Raw genomic sequence first — 17,436 nt, 5'->3', positions numbered from 1 at the left:
GGGGTCTCCGATGGCGTCTCCGGCAAAGGTCTAGCGCGTTCCCCGCGCGCTCGGAACAGCGATTGACGGCGACGGCAGGCGGTTCGACAACACGGTCATGAAAAACCCCGTCGCCACGCCGTCCTCGGTCGCCGCTCGCAATGCCCTCGGCGTCATCGCCACGGTGGCGGCCGGGGCGGCGATCTACTGGCTGCGGGACATCCTGACGCCGCTGGCGATGGCCATCTTTCTCCTGATCATGATCGATGGGGTAAAGCGGTCGGTCGAGGCGCGCACGCCGTTGAACAGCCGCATGGCCGGGATCGCGGCCCTGACGCTGGTGGTTCTGGCCTTCTTCGCCTCCATCGCCATCATCGTGAACGGGGCGGCGGGCTTCTTCGGCGAGGCGTCCGGCGTGTCCCAGAACATTGGCCCTCGCATCGATCAGATCATTCGCGACGCCTATGGGCTGGTGCGTCTGGCCAATCCGCCGACGGCGCAGGACCTGATCAACGGCGTCGATGTGCCCGGCTGGCTGACCTCCATGGCTTTCCAGGTACAGGGCATCGCCTCGGGCGCCTTTTTCGTCCTGATCTATCTGGGCTTTCTGCTGGCCTCGCAGGTCGGCTTCCGGCGCAAGATCGTCGCCATGTTCCCGTCCGAGGCCCAGCGCGACGAGGCGGTCGCGGTGTTCCAGCGCGTGCGCGGCGGGGTCGAGGGCTATATCTGGGTGCAGTCGGTGACCGGCGCGATGATCTGCGTCGTCGCCTGGATCCTGATGCGGGCGGTCGGGCTTCAGAACGCCGAGTTCTGGACCTTCGTCATCTTCATCGTCGGTTTCATCCCGGTGCTGGGCGGGGCGGTTGCCGGTCTGGCCCCGCCGCTGTTCGCCCTGGTCCAGTTCGAAAGCTATTGGCCCGCCGCCATCCTGCTGGTCGGTTTGCAGGTCATCCTGTTCGTCGTCGGCAACTTCATCCAGCCGCGCATGCAGGGCGACAACCAGAACATCGACCCGGTCGTGGTGCTGCTGGCCCTGGCCTTCTGGGGCAAGCTGTGGGGCGTGGTCGGCATGTTCCTGTCCACGCCGCTGGCGGTCATGGCCATGGCGATCCTGGCCGAGTTCAAAGGCTCGCGCTGGATGGCCATCCTGCTATCGGGCGACGGCGAGCCCTATGCGAACGAGGGCAAGACGACCGACAAGCCGAAAGCAGCCCGCCGCAAGCCCAAACCGGAACCCGCAGCGGAGGCCTGATCAGGGCTGCCAGCCGCTGATCTGGTCCGCGTTGCTGTCGCCGGCCAGGGCGCCGCGCGTCTTTTTCACCTCGGCCCAGGCGGCGCGAAGCAGGGCGGGCACGCCCTCACCCGACACGCCGGACACCAACATGGGACGCCGACCGGCGACGGCCTCCAGCTCGGCGGCCTTCTCTTCGCGCGCTTCGGGCGTCAGGGCGTCGATCTTGTTCAGGGCCAGGATCTCGGCCTTGTCCGCCAGACCCTCGCCATAGGCTTCCAGCTCGCCCCGAATGATGCGGTAGGCCTCGACCACGTCGTCCTGGGTGCCGTCGATCAGGTGGATCAGGCTGGCCGAGCGTTCGACGTGGCCCAGGAAGCGCGTGCCGAGGCCCGCGCCCTCGCTGGCGCCCTCGATCAGGCCGGGAATGTCGGCGATGACGAACCGCTCGGATGGCGACAGGTCCACCATTCCCAGGTTCGGAGCCAGGGTGGTGAACGGATAGTCGGCGATCTTGGGCTTGGCGGCGCTTGCGGCCGACAAGAAGGTAGATTTGCCCGCGTTCGGAAGGCCCGCCAGGCCGATGTCGGCGATCAGCTTCAACCGCAACCAGATCCAGCGTTCCTGACCGTCCTGGCCGGGGTTGGCGTAGGTCGGCGCCTGATTGGTCGGCCCCTTGAAGCGCACATTGCCCCAGCCGCCGTTGCCGCCCTTCAGCAACAGCTCCATCTTGCCGGGCGTGTCCATGTCCAGCAGGACCGTTTCCTTGTCCTCGTCCAGCACCTGGGTGCCTACGGGCACCTTCAGATGCACGTCTTCGCCCTTGCCGCCATGCATCTGGCGACCCTGGCCATGGTGGCCGGTCTGGGCCTTGAAATGCTGCTGATAGCGATAGTCGATCAGGGTGTTCAGCCCGTCGACCGCCTCGATCCAGACATCCCCGCCCTTGCCTCCGTCGCCGCCATCCGGGCCGCCGTTCGGGATGAATTTCTCGCGTCGAAACGACACGGAGCCCGCGCCGCCGTTGCCGGAGCGGATATAAATCTTGGCCTGGTCGAGGAACTTCATCGCGGGCTTATGCCGCAGAAGCGCGGCAAATTACAGGCCCGGCGACCCGGCGCTATTTCAGCGCCAGCGTCACCGTCTTGACGTCCACATATTCATCGATGCCGTGGATCGAGCCTTCGCGGCCATAGCCCGACTGCTTGACCCCGCCGAACGGCGCGACGGCGGTGGAGATCAGGCCCGTATTGACGCCGCACATCCCCGCCTCGATCCGCCGGCTGAACCGCATGGCGCGGTCCAGATCGCGCGTGAACAGATAGGAGGCCAGGCCGTAGTCGCTGGCGTTGGCCTTCTCCAGCGCCTCTTCCTCGGTGTCGAAGGCGAAGACAGGGATCATGGGGCCGAACGTCTCTTCCTCGCGGAACAGGGCGTCGTCGCCGCCCAGGGTCACGGTCGGCTGGAAGAAGCGGCCGCCCAGATCATGGCGCGATCCGCCGGTCAGGACCCGACCGCCGTCGGCCTTGACCGCCGCGACGTGTTTTTCGACCTTGTCGATGGCCTTGTCCTCGATCAGCGGCCCGACCTTCACGCCGTCGTCGAAGGCGGGGCCGACCACGATCTTGGCCACCTCGGCGGCCAGTTTCTCGGCATAGGTCTCGGCGACCGACCGCTCGACATAGATGCGGTTCGGACAGACGCACGTCTGGCCTGAGTTCCTGAACTTGCCCTTGATGGTCTCCGCCACGGCCAGATCGAGGTCGGCGTCGGCGAAGACGATCAGCGGCGCCGCGCCGCCCAGCTCCATCGACACCCGTTTCAGCGTTCCGGCGCATTGCTCGGCCAGCTTGCGGCCCACGCCGGTCGAACCGGTGAAGGACAGTTTGCGAATGTCCGGGCTGTCGGTCAGCGCCTTGCCGATCGTGGCGGCGTCCCCGGTGACGATCGACAGGGCGCCCTTCGGCAGGCCGGCTTCATAGGCCAGTTCGGCCAGGGCGATGGCGGTGAAGGGCGTCTGGCTGGCCGGCTTGACCACGGCGGTGCAGCCTGCCGCGAACGCCGGACCCAGCTTTCGCGTCAGCATGGCGGCGGGGAAGTTCCAGGGCGTGATCAGCGCGCATGGCCCGACCGCCTCGCGATAGGTCAGGATCAGATGGCCCAGCGGACTGTCCTGGGTCTCGCCGATCAACCGTTCGGCCTGGCCCGCGAACCATTTCAGAAAGCCGTTGGCGTAGGCGACCTCGCCCTTGGCCTCCTCGAACGGCTTGCCGTTCTCCAGCGCCATCAGGGCGCCCAGACCATCAAGATTGTCGTCGATCAGCGCGGCCCATTTGCGCAGGAAGGCCGCACGCGCGTGCGGATCGGATCTGGACCAGGTCTTGAACGTCTCGCTCGCCGCCGCGATGGCCTGTTCGGTTTCGGCGGCTCCCAGATCGGGCACATGGCCGATCACATCGCCCGTCGCCGGATCATCGACGGCGATGCCGCCGCCGTTGGCCGGAACGGCCTTGCCGGCGATAAGGGCGTGCTGGCGCAAGAGTTTGAGGCCGGCGTCGCGGGCGGTGTGGTTCACGGGATGGCTCCTGTCGCGGTGCTGAAACGAACAAGGCCCCGACGATGCGGGGCCTTGCAAGTCCAACGATGCAGCCGAGGCTGCGGTCGTCGATATTAGTTCTTGGCGTCTTGGGCGGCGCCGGTCACGGCCGAGCCGGCGGCTTGGGTGTCACGGCCCACGCCTTCAACAGTGTTGCAGGCGGCGGTGGTCAGGGCGGCGGCGGCGGCGACCAGGACGAAAATCTTGCGCATAGGGGAAGCTCCAGGGTTGGCCGGGGTGAAACTCCGCCGGTCTCGCCTCATCAACGCGACGCCAGCGCTGCGGTTCCGGGCGTCTTGTCCGCGGGATCGACGGGCGCGAGCGCTTCGGGGGTGGCGAAGATCATGCGGGCGATGGTGCCGCCGCCGGCAGGAGTGTCGAACTCGGTCTCGCCGCGCAGCTGTTTGGCGAAGGCGCCCATCAGGGTGCGGCCCACTCCGACCTCGGTGCCGGCCTGGGCGCCTGGGCCATTGTCCTCGACTTCCAGAATCGATTTCTCGCCTTGGACGCGGAAGCGCACCCTCAGCTCGCCGCCGCTTCCGGCGAAGGCGTGTTTCTGGGCGTTCGTCACTGCCTCGACCAGCCACAGCGCCAGGGGTGCCAGTTTGTCCGGATCGACATGCAGGGAATCGGCGTCCACCGAGCTGATGACCACCGGTCCGCGCCCGGTTTCGCTGGCGACCAATTGCCCCACCAGTTCGTTCAGGAACTCGCGCGCATCGGCGTGGCGAATGTCGTTGCTCTGATAAAGGGTGCGGTAGATCAGGGCCAAGGCCGAGATGCGCTGGCGCGTATCGCCCAGAGCCGCCTTGGCTGGCGCATCGGTCAGGGCGCGTTGCTGCATCGACAGTAGGGACGAGATGATTTGAAGGTTGTTCTTCACCCGGTGATGGATTTCGCGCATCAGCGCGTCCTTTTCCATCAAGGCGTCTGTCAGCTCGCGGTCGCGCAGGGTGATGGCCTCGGCCATCTCATCCAGGGTGCGGGCCATGGTGCGGATTTCCGACGGGGCGTTCATCGCCTGCAGCGGACGCACCGAGAATCGGCCTTTGGCGTAGATGGCCGCGACCCGCTCCAGATAATCCAGCCAGCGGATGAAGATGCGTTCCGACAGCAGCATCACCGCCGCGAACGCCGTCAGCCACGCGCCCAGCGGCAGCAACAGGGTGCCGATCGGATTCAGCCGCGCCCATGACAGCCACCCCGGCGCCGGGGCTGACAGGAGGGCGTAGAGATCGCCGCCGGCCAGGGCCGCGCCCGCATAGTCGCGGCGCTGATTCTGCGCATCCTTGGCTTCGAACACCGCAGACCCCTGATCGCGCGCTCGGCCGACCCAGCCCGCGATATCGTCGCCGGCCGACAGTTTGAACACGTCGGGATCACTGGCCGTCAGAATGCGGCCTGCGCCGTCGGTCAATGCCGCTTGCGCGCCCGAGGGCAGGGCGGGGTCGGTCACGTCGGGCTGCAGGGCGGAGAATGGGATCACCGCGACCATGGCGCCGTCGAACCGGCCCATTGGTCGTTCCGCGCGGGTCGCGACGATCAGCGCGCCTTCATAGCCGGCGCCGTCAGGGGCGCGCATGACGACCAATTCTTCGCCGTTGCGCAGCCGCTGGAACCACGTCGCCTGCGCGGCGGGAGCCACGCGGGACCTCATGCCGTCCGCCCGGCCGGACGCGCAGACCGCCTCGCCCGTTGGGCTGATGCGATAAAGACCCTCGTAGCCTTCCAAACGACCCACCAGCGCCGTCAGGCGCGGTGCGCAATATGGGCCGACGGCGTCGGGACTGAGCGCGCGTAGCAACACCTGTGCGCTATCCAGCTGGGCCTTGGCGCTGGAGGCGCTGCGTTCGGCCGCCAGTTGAAGGTCCACCTGCCGGTCGTCGGCCTGTCTTTGGAAGTCCGCCTGGGTCTGGATCAGGCTGAGAACGAAGATCGGCAGCAGGGCCATGGCCATGGCCGCACCCAGGCGAAACCGGATGCCCTGAAAGCGATCCGATTTCCACGTGCGACCGAGCCGCGACCTGGAGGCCTCCCTGCTCGTCTCGTTCACCGCCGCTTAGCTCCGGGCGCCGGCCAGCCTGTCGGCCTCGCCCAGGATCGTGCGCATGGCGTCGCCGGCCGCTTTACCGTCACGGCCGTAACCGCCCCGTTCCAGGGTGGCTTGCAGCGCACGCCGCGCGCGGCTGACCCGGCTTTTAACAGTGCCGACGGCGCAGCCGCAGATTTCGGCCGCTTCTTCATAGGCGAAGCCGCCGGCGCCGACCAGGATCAAGGCCTCGCGCTGTTCTTCCGGCAGGGTCTTCAGGGCCTGACGCAGCTCGTCCAGGGCAACCGGCGCCTCGGGATCGTCGACTGCGACCAAGGTGCGTTCGGCCGCTTCCTGATCCAGCTGTGACTGACGCCACGACCGGCGCTTTTCCGAATAGAACTGGTTGCGCAGGATCATGAAGGTCCAGGCCTTCATGTTGGTGCCCATCTGATAGCTGGCGCGCGCGTCCCAGGCCTTCATCATGGCGTCCTGCGCCAGGTCGTCTGCGGCGGTGGGGTCGCCGGTCAGGGTGCGGGCGAAGGCGCGCAGATGCGGGATCAGCAGGACCAGTTCGCGCTTGAAGCCCTCGTCGTCGGCCGACGCGGGTTTGGGGGCGGCGCCCAGGCGTGAGGTGCTCATGCGGCGCTGTCCGAAGCCTTGGCGTCGGCGCGTTTCAAAATATCGAGAAACTCATCGGGCACGGGTTCGTTGACGACCTCGTCGAACATATGCCGCAGCTTGACGCCGATGGCCTGTTGGCGAAGGCGCGCTTCTTCAAGCCCTGCCTCCCCCTTCTGGTCGCCTTTGGGACGAGAGGAGTCCGGAGAATCAATCATAGACAGAGCCAAGCCCACCCAACTGTCATCGCTAAAGAGATGTCGGTCTCAAACGTCATCAGGCCGACCAGGTTCCTGCATGAACAGCTTTTTATGCTAAAGCTTGTTGAACACGGCGGAACCGTGATGCGAATGTGACGTTTAAGGCTGCTGTAGCGCCCCGCCTTGCCGGCCGGGCTGTGATTTGTCGGGGACTATCTGAATGAGCCTTCTGGCCAGACTCGCGCCGCACCTTCCATATGTGCGCCGTTACGCACGCGCCCTGACCGGCGATCAATCCACGGGCGACAACTATGTCCGTGTCGCTCTGGAAGCCCTGGCCGCTGGGGAACAGCAGCTGTCGGCCGATATGACGCCGCGGGTCGCCCTTTATCATGTCTTCCACGCCATCTGGTCCTCGACCGGCGCGCAACTGGAAACCGGCACGCTGGAAACCACGGGCAGCGACGCCTCGCAGCGTCTGCTGCGCATTGCGCCGCGCTCGCGTCAGGCTTTCCTGCTGACGGCCCTTGAAGGCTTCACCCCTTCGGAAGCCGCGCAAATCCTGTCCGCCGACCCGCGCGACGTGGAGCGTCTGATCGCCGACGCCCAGGCCGACATCGACGCCGAACTGGCCACCGACGTTCTGGTCATCGAGGACGAGGCCATCATCTCGGCCGACATCCAGAGCCTGGTCACGGAACTGGGTCACCGCGTCACCGGCACCGCCACGACGCACGACGAGGCGATCGACGCCGTCGCCCGCCACAAGCCGGGCCTGGTTCTGGCCGACATCCAGCTGGCCGACGGCTCGTCGGGCATTGATGCGGTCAAGGACATCCTGAAGACCATGGACGTGCCGGTGATCTTCATCACCGCCTTCCCGGAGCGCCTGCTGACCGGCGAGCGTCCCGAGCCGACCTTCCTGATCACCAAGCCCTTCCAGCCGGAAACGGTGAAGGCGGCGATCAGCCAGGCGCTGTTCTTCCACCCGTCGCGCCAGAAGGAAGCCGCTTAAACCGCGGTCTGTCGCCGACCTCAAGATCGGCCTCGGTCCTTCGGGATCGAGGCCTTTTCTCTGTTTCACGCCGACTTCGATGGGCCAAAGTACGAAGGCGCAAAAAAGCGATGGAGGTCGGGAACCGGCTTCAGGCGCCGCCGTTATCGGTCTGTGGAGGCGGCGACGCCCCCCGACTTGATCTGCGAAAGCTGATCATGCCGCCTCCGCGCCTCATTCTCGATGATGCCACTTCAAAGCGATCCGCAAGGGTCGCTTTTTTCTTGGCGCACACCTCGACCGAGGCCCCCGTCGCGGCCAAGATGGTGGCCAAAGAAAACGCACGGAGAGACGCCAATGGCTTCGACAAGCGGCAAGACGAACCGTCAATGGGTGCTGCGCCAGCGGCCCAAGGGCCTGATCCAGCCCGGCGATCTGGAACTGGTCGAGACGGCCATCCCTGATCTGAAGGAGAACGAGGTGCTGGTTCGCACCGTCTATCTGTCGCTGGACCCGACCAATCGCACCTGGATGAACGATTCCGAGGGTTATTTGCCGCCGGTCGGCCTGGGCGAGGTCATGCGCGGCCTGACGCTGGGCGTCGTCGAAGCCTCGCGATCCAGCCGCTTCAAGGCCGGCGATGTCGTCATGCCGACCTCGGGCGGCTGGGCCGACTATGCGGTCGTGGCGGAAGGCGGTCTTCGCCCGGTCCATCGTGCGCCCGGCCTGCCGTTGACGGCCAATATGTCCGTACTCGGTATGACCGGCCTGACCGCCTATTTCGGCGTCACCGACGTGTTGAAGGCCAAGGAAGGCGAAACCATCGTCATCTCGGCGGCGGCCGGGGCGGTCGGCTCCATCGCGGGGCAGATCGCTAAACAGCGCGGCTGCCGCGTCATCGGCATCGCGGGCGGCCCGCAGAAGTGCGCCTGGCTGACCGACGAACTCGGCTTCGACGCGGCCATTGATTACAAGAACGAGGATGTCGGCGAGGCGCTGGACCGTCTGGCCCCCGACGGCGTCGATCTGAACTTCGAGAACGTCGGCGGCGACATCATGATCGCGGTGTTCAACCGTCTGAAGGTCCACGGCCGGATGGCGGTCTGCGGCCTGGTGTCCTCCTACAATGCGACCAAGGCGCCGCCTTCGCCGAACTTCGCGCGTATCATCACCCATCGCCTGCACGTCCAGGGCTTCCTCGTCCTGGACTACGCCCCGCGCGCTCGCGAGATGGTGGCGGAGATGGGCCCGTGGCTGGCGGACGGCCGGGTGAAGTGGAAGGTTCACGTCGACGACGGGCTGGAAGGCGCGGTGGGATCGTTGAATCGCTTGTTCACCGGCGATCACGACGGCAAGCTGCTGGTTCGCGTTTCCGAAGAACCCGCCTGAACCCAAGGTCTGCGCATGAGCGATCCGCTGCACATCCATTTCGAAGACCTGGAGGTGGGGCAGGTCGTGCCGCTGGGCGCCTGTGCGGTCGATCAGGGGGCGCTGGACGTCTTTATCGAGCGGTTCTCGCCGGGCTGGGACGTGGCCTACGGCGCGCCGGACGCCATGGTCTATGTGCTGTGGAGCCGACTGGCGGCCGACAAGTCCGGCGGCTGGGCCCAGACGAAGGTCCTGGCCGTCGATGGGCTGCGTTACATGCGCAATCCCCCGGCGGGCGAATTGCTGCGGGGTCGCATGACGGTGATGGGCAAGGATCCGGTCGGAGACGACAAGGGCATCGTCATCGCCTCGCATGACCTTCTGGACGAGGCCGGGCGTCTGGTCTTTTCCTGCCTGACCCGGGCGCTGTTCTCGCGCCGCTGAAACGACAAACGCCCCGCCGGCGAACCGGCGGGGCGTTGATCGATCTTCGACAGACCGGGTCTTAGTTGACCGAGGTCGGGGCCTGGGCCTGACGCATCACGGCCATGGCGATCAGGCGATCCCAACCGACCAGCGACACCAGGTGGGCGTAGATCTGGCCCAGGGCGCCGTTGTCGCGCAGCTCGACCAGCTTCTCGGCGGGCAGGGCGCGCAGCTTGTCTTCCGAGACCGCATAGTATTCGGCCAGCTTCTGCGGCTGACCCGGCGTGCCGTCGGGATTGCGCGGCGTGAAGTGGGCTTCGCGGATGTCCAGCAGGTCCAGATCCTTGACCAGGGCGACGAAGCCCTCGGTGCGCTGACGCTCCTGTTCGAAGTTGTTGCAGAACTCCATCGCCATGTTCGTGTAGTCGCTGGGCTGACCGTCGACGAACAGCGGGTTCTGGCCGCCTTCGGTGACGATCGAGGCGCCGCGGTCGATGCACAGGATTAGGCGCTGGTTCTGCTTGTCGTCGGCGAAGACGAACGGATAGCGGCGCACATAGGCCGGCACATAGGCGTCGGCGCGGAACTCGCCGTCGGGCGCGACGAACAGGTTCTCGTTCGAGCTCAGGCCCATCACGGCCACCGGCTGGCGGTTATCGCCGGTGAAGATGATCGGATAGGACAGGGCGGCGGCCGAGAATTCAGTGACCGTCAGCGGCACGATATTGGTCTGGGCCACGAAGGCGTAGGGCTTGTCGCTCGGGTTCACGCCCAGGCCGCCGTGGACGCTCTGATCCAGCGGTTCGGGGTTGGTGTAGAAGAGGACGTTGCCTTCAAGCGGCGAATTGTTCGTGTCGGTCATGAAGCGAGGACGCTCTGGTTAAAGATCGGAGGCGCGCCTTCTAGCCCAACGCCGCGCAACCGGCAAACCCGCGATGCGTCGGTTGCAGTGGGGGTCGCCAGCCATTAGCTGTGGCGTATGGGTTCCGCCTGCGATCACGACCATGACCACTCCGGCCTGAACGGCGGGGCGCTGGACCGCGCCCTGGCGGCGGCCGAGGCGCGCGCGATCCAGCAGGGCGAGCGGATGACCGCCCAGCGCCGGCGCGTCCTGGCCCTGCTGCTGGAAAGCGGCGAGCCGGTGAAGGCCTACGATCTGATCGCCCGCTTCGGCGAGGACGGCCAGGCCGCCAAGCCGCCGACCGTCTATCGCGCGTTGGAGTTTCTGGAACGGCTGGGCATGGTCCACCGTATCGCGTCCATCAGCGCCTATGTCGCCTGCACCGACGATGGCGAAGCCGCTCACGCGGCGGCCTTCCTGATCTGCGACTGCTGCGGCGCGACGCGTGAGGTCAGCGGGCCGGACCAGAGCGCCATGAACGCCGCCGCCTCGGCCGCCGGTTACGCCATCGTCCGCACGACGATCGAGGCGCACGGTCGCTGCGCCGCCTGTCGCGACGTCGCATGACCATGGATGCGGCGTTGATGTCCCCACCGCGTCGCCTGTCCGTGCCGATCGACAATCGCTGGGGCGCCGGCGAGATGGCCGTGCTGGATTTCGGCGATCCGAACCGGCCGGTCGATCTGATCTTCTCTCACGCCAACGGCTTCAACGCCGCCACCTATCGCAGCCTGTTGTCGCCGTTGTCGGCGTCCTTGCGGATCTGGGCGCCGGACCTGCGCGGCCATGGCCGGTCTGCGCTGCCGACCTTCGCCCGGCCCAAGACCAGCTGGCTGGACCATCGTGACGACCTGCTGGCGCTGCTGGAGGCCATCGACGGCCCGCCGGTGGTCATGGCCGGCCATTCGATGGGCGGCACGGCCTCGCTTCTGGCGGCTGCCGTTCGGCCGGATCGGGTGTCCAGTCTGGTGCTGTTCGATCCGGTGATCTGGAAACGCTCGGCGGTCTTCGCCTTCAATCTGCCCTTCGCCCACAAGCTGATGAAGGCGATCCCCATCGCCAAGGCCACCCTGCGCCGTCGCAGCCAGTTCGACAGCCGCGAACAGGCCATGGCCGCCTATCGCGGGCGCGGCGCCTTCAAGGGTTGGCCCGACATGGTCTTGGCCGACTATCTGTCCGAAGGCCTGAACCAAGGCGACGGCGGGTTCAGCCTGACCGCCGCGCCGGCGTGGGAGGCGGCCAACTACGCGGCCCAGGCGCACGATCCGTGGCGGGCCATGAAACGCTATCCCGGACCGGTTCGCATCCTGAAGGCCGAACACGGCGCCCTGACCCATGTGCCGGTCCAGCCCCGTGGCCTGCCCAATGTCTCGGTCGAGGTCGTGTCCGGCGGCGGGCACCTGTTCCCCATGACCCATGCCGACGTGGCGCGTGACGCCCTGTTCGACGCGGCGGTCTGAGAACGATTTCTGTAGGCGGAACATTGGCGCGCGCTATAAGGGCGCCGCTGAGCATAACGCCCGCCGCCCGAGACGCCGCTTGTCCTTCTTCCACGCCGGTCCCGCGCCCAAAGGCGCCGGCCCCCGTTCCGGGGCGCTGCGCGACGGTTTGATCCTCGCTCCAGGCATGAAGGTCGGTCTGTTCGGCGGCTCCTTCAATCCCGCCCACGACGGTCACGCCCATGTCGCCGAGACCGCCATGCGGCGTCTGGATCTCGACCGGGTCGTCTGGCTGGTCTCGCCGCAGAACCCGTTGAAGGACGCCCGTCACAGTGCGCCGCTGGAGGACCGCATGGCCTCGGCGCGCCAGCATGCGCGCGGTCCGTCGATGATCGTCTCAGATTTTGAAAGCCGGGCCGGCGTCGCCTGGACCGTCGACACCCTGCGTCTGCTGGTCGCGCGGCATCCCGGCGTGCATTTCGTCTGGCTGATGGGGTCGGACAATCTGGCCAGCTTCCATCGCTGGCGAGGCTGGACCGACATCATGCGGCTGATGCCGGTGGCGGTCATCGCCCGGCCGGGTTCGCTGCTGGACAGCCGCACGGCGCCGGCCGCCGCCCGCTTCGCCGGTTTCCGCATTCCGGCCCAGCAGGCGGGGCTTCTGCCGACGCTTCAGGCGCCCGCCTGGACCTATCTGACGGCGCCGCTCAACCCCCTGTCGTCCACGGCGATCAGGACCGGCACGGGCGTGCGCGCGACCTCGTGATCGCCGGATGATTCGGGCGGCGGTTCACGTTGCGGCCCATCCGTGCTAGAGGGCTTCTTTAGTCAACGCTCCCGGAGCCCTCCGCTGACCCCCTCGCCCGCGTATGATACGCAAGACGCCGCCGTCTCGAATACGGCGCACGAGATGGACCCTATCGAACCTCTCCATTCCGAAGACGGCTTTGAATCCGACGCCTCCCCGCGCGGCTTCGACGATTCCGCTCCCCGCCCCGTCGGCTCCACGCCCCTGGAAGAAGCCCTGCTGAGCCGCCTCGACGAGGACAAGGCCCAGGACATGGTCCTGATCGACCTGAAGGGCAAAAGCGCCATGGCCGACACCATGATCGTGGCGTCCGGTCGTTCGCACCGTCACGTCGGCGCCATCGCCGACCACCTGCTGCGCACGCTCAAGGAACAGGGGCTGGGCAAGGCCAAGGTCGAGGGCCTGCCGCACTGCGACTGGGTTCTGATCGACGCCGGCGATGTGATCGTGCACCTGTTCCGTCCGGAAGTGCGCACCTTCTACAACATCGAAAAGATCTGGGCGGTCGATTCCGCTCACCGCATGGTCCGCGACTGACACCATGAAGCTGAGCATCGTCGCCATCGGCCGACCGGGCCGGGGGCCTGAAGCGACGCTCGCCGACGACTACGCCAAGCGCGCCACCCTGTCGGGACGCGCGCTTGGCCTCGGTCCCCTCGAACTGATCGATCTGGAAGCCCGCAGACCCGGCAAGGCGCCGGAGGCTGAGCTGATCCTGGCTGCCGCAGAGGGCGCGCACCTGATCGCCTGCGATGAGCGCGGCAAGACCTATTCCTCACGCGCCTTCGCGGACCACATCGCCAAACTGAGGGATCAGGGCGAGCGTCGCCTGGTCTTCGCCATTGGCGGAGCGGACGGACTGGACGCCAGCGTGCGCGAAGCCGCGTCTTCGACCCTGGCCTTCGGTCCACAGACCTGGCCCCACGCCCTGGCGCGCGCCATGCTGGCCGAACAGCTGTATCGGGCCGTGACCATCCTGGCCGGATCGCCCTATCATCGCGACTGACATGCGTCGCGCCATACCCTTATCGCTGGCCCTGCTGACGGGTTTCGTCTGCGCCGCCCCGGCGATGAGCCGCCCAAGCTTTGGTGGGCAGGCGCCCGAGAGCGAACTGTCGCGCATCCAGGCCGAATACCGCGACGAAACGGTTCGCGCCCGCCGTCTGCGCGCCGACGCCGACGCCGCCAAGACCGAACTGGCTCAGTTGGAGCGCCGCCTGGCCTCGCTGCGCGCCGACGAACAGACCGGCGACCGTCAGATCGACGATCAGCGCGCCCGTCTCCAGCAACTAACCGAGCGTGAGGCCGAACTGGTCACGGATCTGGCGCGTGAGCGCGGCGCCCAGGGCCGTCTGCTCAGCGCGCTGCAGATGATGAGCCGCCGGCCGCCGCCGCCCTTGCTGGTGCCCGCCGACAAGGCCATCGACACGGTGCGCGCCTCCATCCTGCTCAAGGCCATGACGCCGGATCTGGAAAGCCGCGCCAAGGTGCTGGCCGCCCGTCAGGCCGAGATCATGCGCATCCGCCGTCTCGCCGTCCTGTCCTCGGAGCGACTGCTGACGACCGAGAGCGAGCAGGGCGACCGGCGCGGAGAGATCGAGGGTCTGACGTCGCGCAAGACCGCCCTGACCGCCGTCCTGAACGCCGAGGCCCGCGCCGCCGAACGCGCCGCCGCTGTGCTGGAGCGTCGCATTCGCGAACTGGGCGGCGCGGTCCCGACCACCCAGGCTGAAGAGACGCCGACCGCTCGTCTTCCGGCCGGGCGCGGCCGCCTCAGTTCGCCCGTCGCCGGCGCGCCAAGCCAGACCTGGGGCGCTGGAACTTCCGGCTGGCGCTGGCGGGCCGACCGCGCGGCCGTCACCGCGCCCGCCGACGCCAAGGTCGCCTACGCCGGACCGCTGACGGGGTGGGGCAATGTCGTGGTGCTGGATCTCGGTCCCGGCTGGCGCGCCGTCATCGCTGGGTTGGAAAGCGTCGATGTGGGCCCGGACGCCCGGGTCTCGGACGGCCAGACCCTGGGGCGCAGCGGCCCGGACGGCGACGTCTATTTCGAACTGCGTCGCGACGAACGGCCGATCGACCCGGGACCGTGGTTGCGGTGAACCCGCAATAGTCCTTTGCATTCTCGTCTGACGCTGATTTTATCGGCGGGACGCCGCGTCGCCACGATTTGGTCGTGACGACGGGGCCTTAACCTTCCCACGGGCGCCCACAGTGATCGGCCCGACCGAAAGAGACCGAATGCGTAAACTGCTCCTCGTCGGCTGCGCCGCTCTGGTGCTCGGCGGATCCGCCGCTGCTGTCAGCAGCCAGACCCCGCGAAACGAAACCTTCCGCATGCTGGAGCTGTTCGGCGACGTGGTCGGCATCGTCGAGCAGGCCTATGTCGTCCCGGTCGACAACAAGAAGCTGATCGAGGCCGCGCTGGCCGGCATGATGACGGCGCTGGACCCGCACTCCAACTATCTGCCGCCCTCCAACTACGACGATCTGCGCGAGCGCACCGAGGGCCAGTATTCTGGCGTCGGCCTGACCATTAGCGCCGACGGCGGCATGGTGAAGGTCATCTCGCCGATGGACGACAGCCCCGCCGCCAAGGCCGGGGTCCAGGCGGGCGACGTGATCTCTTCGATCGAGGGCCAGAACGCGGCGGGCCTGACGGTCAGCCAGGTGTCCGAGAAGCTGCGCGGCGCCGTGGGCACCAGCGTCAAGGTGACCTTCCTGCGCGACGGTTCAGACCCGCTGGAAGTGACCCTGACCCGCGAGGTCATCAAGGTTCAGTCGGTCACCGGCCGGGTCGAGGGCGACTTCGGTTACTTGCGCGTCTCGACCTTCAATGAGAACACCGGCCGCGAGCTGAACGAGGCCATCGCCAAGATCAAGGCCGAGAAGCCGGGCGTGAAGGGCTATGTCCTGGACCTGCGCAACAACGGCGGCGGCCTGCTGAACGCCGCAATCGACGTGTCCGACGCCTTCCTGGAACGCGGCGAGATCGTCAGCCAGCGGGGCCGGAAGCCCGAACAGATCCAGCGCTATTCCGCCAAGCCCGGCGACGTCACCGGCGGCCTGCCGCTGGTCGTCCTGGTCAACTACGGCTCGGCCTCGGCGTCGGAAATCGTCGCCGGCGCCCTGAAGGATCACCAGCGCGCGACCGTCGTGGGCCTGACCAGCTTCGGCAAGGGTTCGGTCCAGACGGTGATCCCGCTGCGTCAGGGGCAGGACGGCGCCTTGTCGATCACGACCGCGCGCTACTACACCCCCTCGGGCGCCTCGATCCAGAAGATCGGCATCGAGCCGGACTTGGAAGTCGCGCGTTCCGAGGCCGAGGCCCGCATCGTCTCGCGCTCCAGCTTCATCTATTCCGAGGCCGCCTACGCCACGGCCCTGGACGCCTCCATCGGCGCCGAGCGCAAGGGTCCGCACACCCCCCGCGAAGCTCCGGGCGACAAGTTCGACAAGGAAAAGGACTATCAGCTTCAGCGCGCGCTGGACGTTCTGCGCGCCGGCGGCGACCTGTCGAAACTGCCGGCCGCGCCCGAAGGCATCGTCGTCACCGAGCCTGGCTCGACGCCCAAACCCGACGCCGAACCGACGGCGGACGAACCCAAAGACGAATAGGTCAGGTAAGGGCGGCGCGAGCCGCCCTTTTTCTTTGCGATCAGGACAGTCGGTCGCGGAAGGCCGAATAGTCGAAGTCACGCACCGTCGTCAGCGCATCCGTCTGCGAATTCCACAGCACGATGGACGGCAGCGGCACGCCGTTGAAGGTGTTGGTCTTAACCATCGAATAGTGGGCCTGGTCCAGAAACGCGATCCGCGTTCCGGGCCTCGGCCGTTCGGCGAAGACATAGTCGCCGATGATGTCTCCGGCCAGGCACGACGGCCCGCCCAGCCGCACCGTCACCCCATGCTCCGGCTCGTCGAGGAGGGCGGGGCGATAGGGCGCCTCGATCACATCGGGCATATGGCAGGTGGCGGAGATGTCGGTGATGCCGATGGGCATGCCGTTGTCGAAGACGTCCAGCACCTCGCCGATCAGGATGCCGGCGTCCAGCGCCACGGCCTCGCCCGGCTCCAGATAGACCTGAACTCCATGCCGGGCCTGCAGCTCGCGCACGAAGGCGATAAGATCGTCGGTCTGATAGTCGGCGCGGGTGATGTGGTGCCCCCCGCCCAGGTTCAACCATTTGATCCCGCCGAGCAGCGGCGCCAGCTTCGGCTCCACCGCCGCCCAGATACGCGATAGCGGCTGGAAGTCCTGCTCGCACAGCGCATGGATATGCAGACCGTCGACGCCGATCAGATGTTCGGCGGTCAGTTGCGAAACCGGAAAGCCCAGGCGCGAACAGGGCTGGGCCGGGTCGTATTTGGCGACCTCGCCTTCGGAGTGTTCAGGGTTCAGCCGCAGGCCGATCTCGAACACCTGCCCTTCAGCCCGCGCCTTTGCGATTAGGTCCGCGAAACGGGCGATCTGGGCCGGGTTGTTGAAGATGACGTGGTCCGACAGACGCAGGATCTCGGGCAGGTCCTGCGCCGTATAGGCCGGTGAATAGGTGGTCAGCTCGCCCTTGTAGAACTCGCGCGCCAGCCGCGCCTCCCACAGGCCAGAGGCGCAGACCCCGTCGAGGTATTCGCCGACCACATCGGCCAGCGACCACATCGAAAACGCCTTCAGCGCCAGAAGCACGCGCGCCTCCGCCCCGTCGCGCACGCCCTTCAGCACGGACAGATTGCGACGGATGGCCGCCTCGTCCACCACGAAGGCGGGCGAGGCGACGCGGTTCAGGTCGAAATGCGCAAAGGCGCCCGGATCGCCGGCCTGGGTCTGCATTCAGTCGGTCCGA

General features: G+C 67.1%; 19 protein-coding genes. 11 read left to right on the top strand and 8 right to left on the bottom strand.

Annotated features, from left to right (window positions below; all coding sequences use genetic code 11):
- The first annotated feature begins 97 nt into the window (after positions 1 to 97).
- Complete coding sequence (locus HNP47_RS11350) at positions 98 to 1,231, top strand: AI-2E family transporter (RefSeq protein ID WP_184279636.1); 1,134 nt, start codon at positions 98 to 100, stop codon at positions 1,229 to 1,231.
- On the opposite strand, the gene obgE is transcribed toward HNP47_RS11350, so the two are convergent.
- The 6 genes from obgE to HNP47_RS11320 form a co-directional block, all read right to left on the bottom strand.
- A complete protein-coding gene (gene obgE, locus HNP47_RS11345; RefSeq protein WP_184279635.1) occupies positions 1,232 to 2,278 on the bottom strand; it encodes a GTPase ObgE in 1,047 nt (348 codons plus the stop codon). It lies immediately after the preceding gene.
- A 52-nt stretch (positions 2,279 to 2,330) separates the two neighbouring features.
- Complete coding sequence (locus HNP47_RS11340; RefSeq protein ID WP_184279634.1) at positions 2,331 to 3,785, bottom strand: NAD-dependent succinate-semialdehyde dehydrogenase; 1,455 nt, start codon at positions 3,783 to 3,785, stop codon at positions 2,331 to 2,333.
- 95 nt (positions 3,786 to 3,880) lie between these two features.
- Positions 3,881 to 4,018 (bottom strand): entericidin A/B family lipoprotein, encoded by a 138-nt coding sequence (locus HNP47_RS11335; RefSeq protein WP_184279633.1) that lies wholly within the window; start codon positions 4,016 to 4,018, stop codon positions 3,881 to 3,883.
- A 50-nt stretch (positions 4,019 to 4,068) separates the two neighbouring features.
- On the bottom strand, positions 4,069 to 5,763 hold the full coding sequence (locus tag HNP47_RS11330; RefSeq protein WP_184279632.1) for a sensor histidine kinase: 1,695 nt from the start codon (positions 5,761 to 5,763) through the stop codon (positions 4,069 to 4,071).
- Positions 5,764 to 5,865: 102 nt separating this feature from the next.
- A complete protein-coding gene (locus HNP47_RS11325; protein ID WP_184279631.1) occupies positions 5,866 to 6,477 on the bottom strand; it encodes a sigma-70 family RNA polymerase sigma factor in 612 nt (203 codons plus the stop codon).
- Complete coding sequence (locus HNP47_RS11320) at positions 6,474 to 6,674, bottom strand: NepR family anti-sigma factor (protein ID WP_184279750.1); 201 nt, start codon at positions 6,672 to 6,674, stop codon at positions 6,474 to 6,476. The genes HNP47_RS11325 and HNP47_RS11320 overlap by 4 nt, the downstream gene beginning before the upstream one ends.
- A gap of 202 nt (positions 6,675 to 6,876) precedes the next feature.
- On the opposite strand from HNP47_RS11320, the gene HNP47_RS11315 reads away from it, so the two are divergent.
- The 3 genes from HNP47_RS11315 to HNP47_RS11305 all read left to right on the top strand — a co-directional run bounded on the left by HNP47_RS11315 (position 6,877) and on the right by HNP47_RS11305 (position 9,462).
- Entirely contained in the window at positions 6,877 to 7,671 is a 795-nt protein-coding gene (locus HNP47_RS11315; protein ID WP_026108480.1) for a response regulator, read from the top strand.
- 336 nt (positions 7,672 to 8,007) lie between these two features.
- Complete coding sequence (locus HNP47_RS11310) at positions 8,008 to 9,039, top strand: NADP-dependent oxidoreductase (protein ID WP_184279630.1); 1,032 nt, start codon at positions 8,008 to 8,010, stop codon at positions 9,037 to 9,039.
- Positions 9,040 to 9,054: 15 nt separating this feature from the next.
- Positions 9,055 to 9,462: a hypothetical protein gene (locus tag HNP47_RS11305; protein ID WP_055808883.1), complete on the top strand. Its 408-nt coding sequence runs from the start codon at positions 9,055 to 9,057 to the stop codon at positions 9,460 to 9,462.
- 61 nt (positions 9,463 to 9,523) lie between these two features.
- Here the strand turns inward: HNP47_RS11305 and HNP47_RS11300 are convergent, their stop codons facing one another.
- Positions 9,524 to 10,306, bottom strand: coding sequence for a SapC family protein (locus tag HNP47_RS11300; RefSeq protein WP_184279629.1), 783 nt, complete (start codon positions 10,304 to 10,306; stop codon positions 9,524 to 9,526).
- Positions 10,307 to 10,423: 117 nt separating this feature from the next.
- On the opposite strand from HNP47_RS11300, the gene HNP47_RS11295 reads away from it, so the two are divergent.
- The 7 genes from HNP47_RS11295 to HNP47_RS11265 all read left to right on the top strand — a co-directional run bounded on the left by HNP47_RS11295 (position 10,424) and on the right by HNP47_RS11265 (position 16,210).
- Positions 10,424 to 10,912, top strand: a complete 489-nt coding sequence (locus HNP47_RS11295) for a Fur family transcriptional regulator (RefSeq protein ID WP_184279628.1) — start codon at positions 10,424 to 10,426, stop codon at positions 10,910 to 10,912.
- A gap of 2 nt (positions 10,913 to 10,914) precedes the next feature.
- Positions 10,915 to 11,805, top strand: a complete 891-nt coding sequence (locus HNP47_RS11290) for an alpha/beta fold hydrolase (RefSeq protein WP_221415113.1) — start codon at positions 10,915 to 10,917, stop codon at positions 11,803 to 11,805.
- A gap of 79 nt (positions 11,806 to 11,884) precedes the next feature.
- Positions 11,885 to 12,550, top strand: a complete 666-nt coding sequence (locus HNP47_RS11285; protein WP_184279626.1) for a nicotinate-nucleotide adenylyltransferase — start codon at positions 11,885 to 11,887, stop codon at positions 12,548 to 12,550.
- Between the two features lie 144 nt (positions 12,551 to 12,694).
- The gene (gene rsfS / locus HNP47_RS11280) at positions 12,695 to 13,129 is read left to right on the top strand and encodes a ribosome silencing factor (RefSeq protein ID WP_082064315.1); all 435 of its coding nucleotides are present in this window, start codon (positions 12,695 to 12,697) and stop codon (positions 13,127 to 13,129) included.
- A 4-nt stretch (positions 13,130 to 13,133) separates the two neighbouring features.
- Positions 13,134 to 13,598 (top strand): 23S rRNA (pseudouridine(1915)-N(3))-methyltransferase RlmH, encoded by a 465-nt coding sequence (rlmH, locus tag HNP47_RS11275; protein WP_066554030.1) that lies wholly within the window; start codon positions 13,134 to 13,136, stop codon positions 13,596 to 13,598.
- Position 13,599: 1 nt separating this feature from the next.
- Positions 13,600 to 14,694, top strand: a complete 1,095-nt coding sequence (locus tag HNP47_RS11270) for a murein hydrolase activator EnvC (protein ID WP_184279625.1) — start codon at positions 13,600 to 13,602, stop codon at positions 14,692 to 14,694.
- Positions 14,695 to 14,833: 139 nt separating this feature from the next.
- Positions 14,834 to 16,210: a S41 family peptidase gene (locus HNP47_RS11265; RefSeq protein ID WP_184279624.1), complete on the top strand. Its 1,377-nt coding sequence runs from the start codon at positions 14,834 to 14,836 to the stop codon at positions 16,208 to 16,210.
- 40 nt (positions 16,211 to 16,250) lie between these two features.
- On the opposite strand, the gene HNP47_RS11260 is transcribed toward HNP47_RS11265, so the two are convergent.
- Positions 16,251 to 17,423, bottom strand: a complete 1,173-nt coding sequence (locus HNP47_RS11260) for a carboxynorspermidine decarboxylase (protein ID WP_184279623.1) — start codon at positions 17,421 to 17,423, stop codon at positions 16,251 to 16,253.
- Between the last annotated feature and the right edge of the window lie 13 nt (positions 17,424 to 17,436).

Origin of the sequence: Brevundimonas vesicularis (genome assembly GCF_014204545.1) — a bacterium.
Lineage (GTDB): Bacteria > Pseudomonadota > Alphaproteobacteria > Caulobacterales > Caulobacteraceae > Brevundimonas > Brevundimonas vesicularis_B.
Note: the sequence above shows the minus strand (reverse complement) of the source record. Positions and strands in the feature narration are given on the sequence as shown.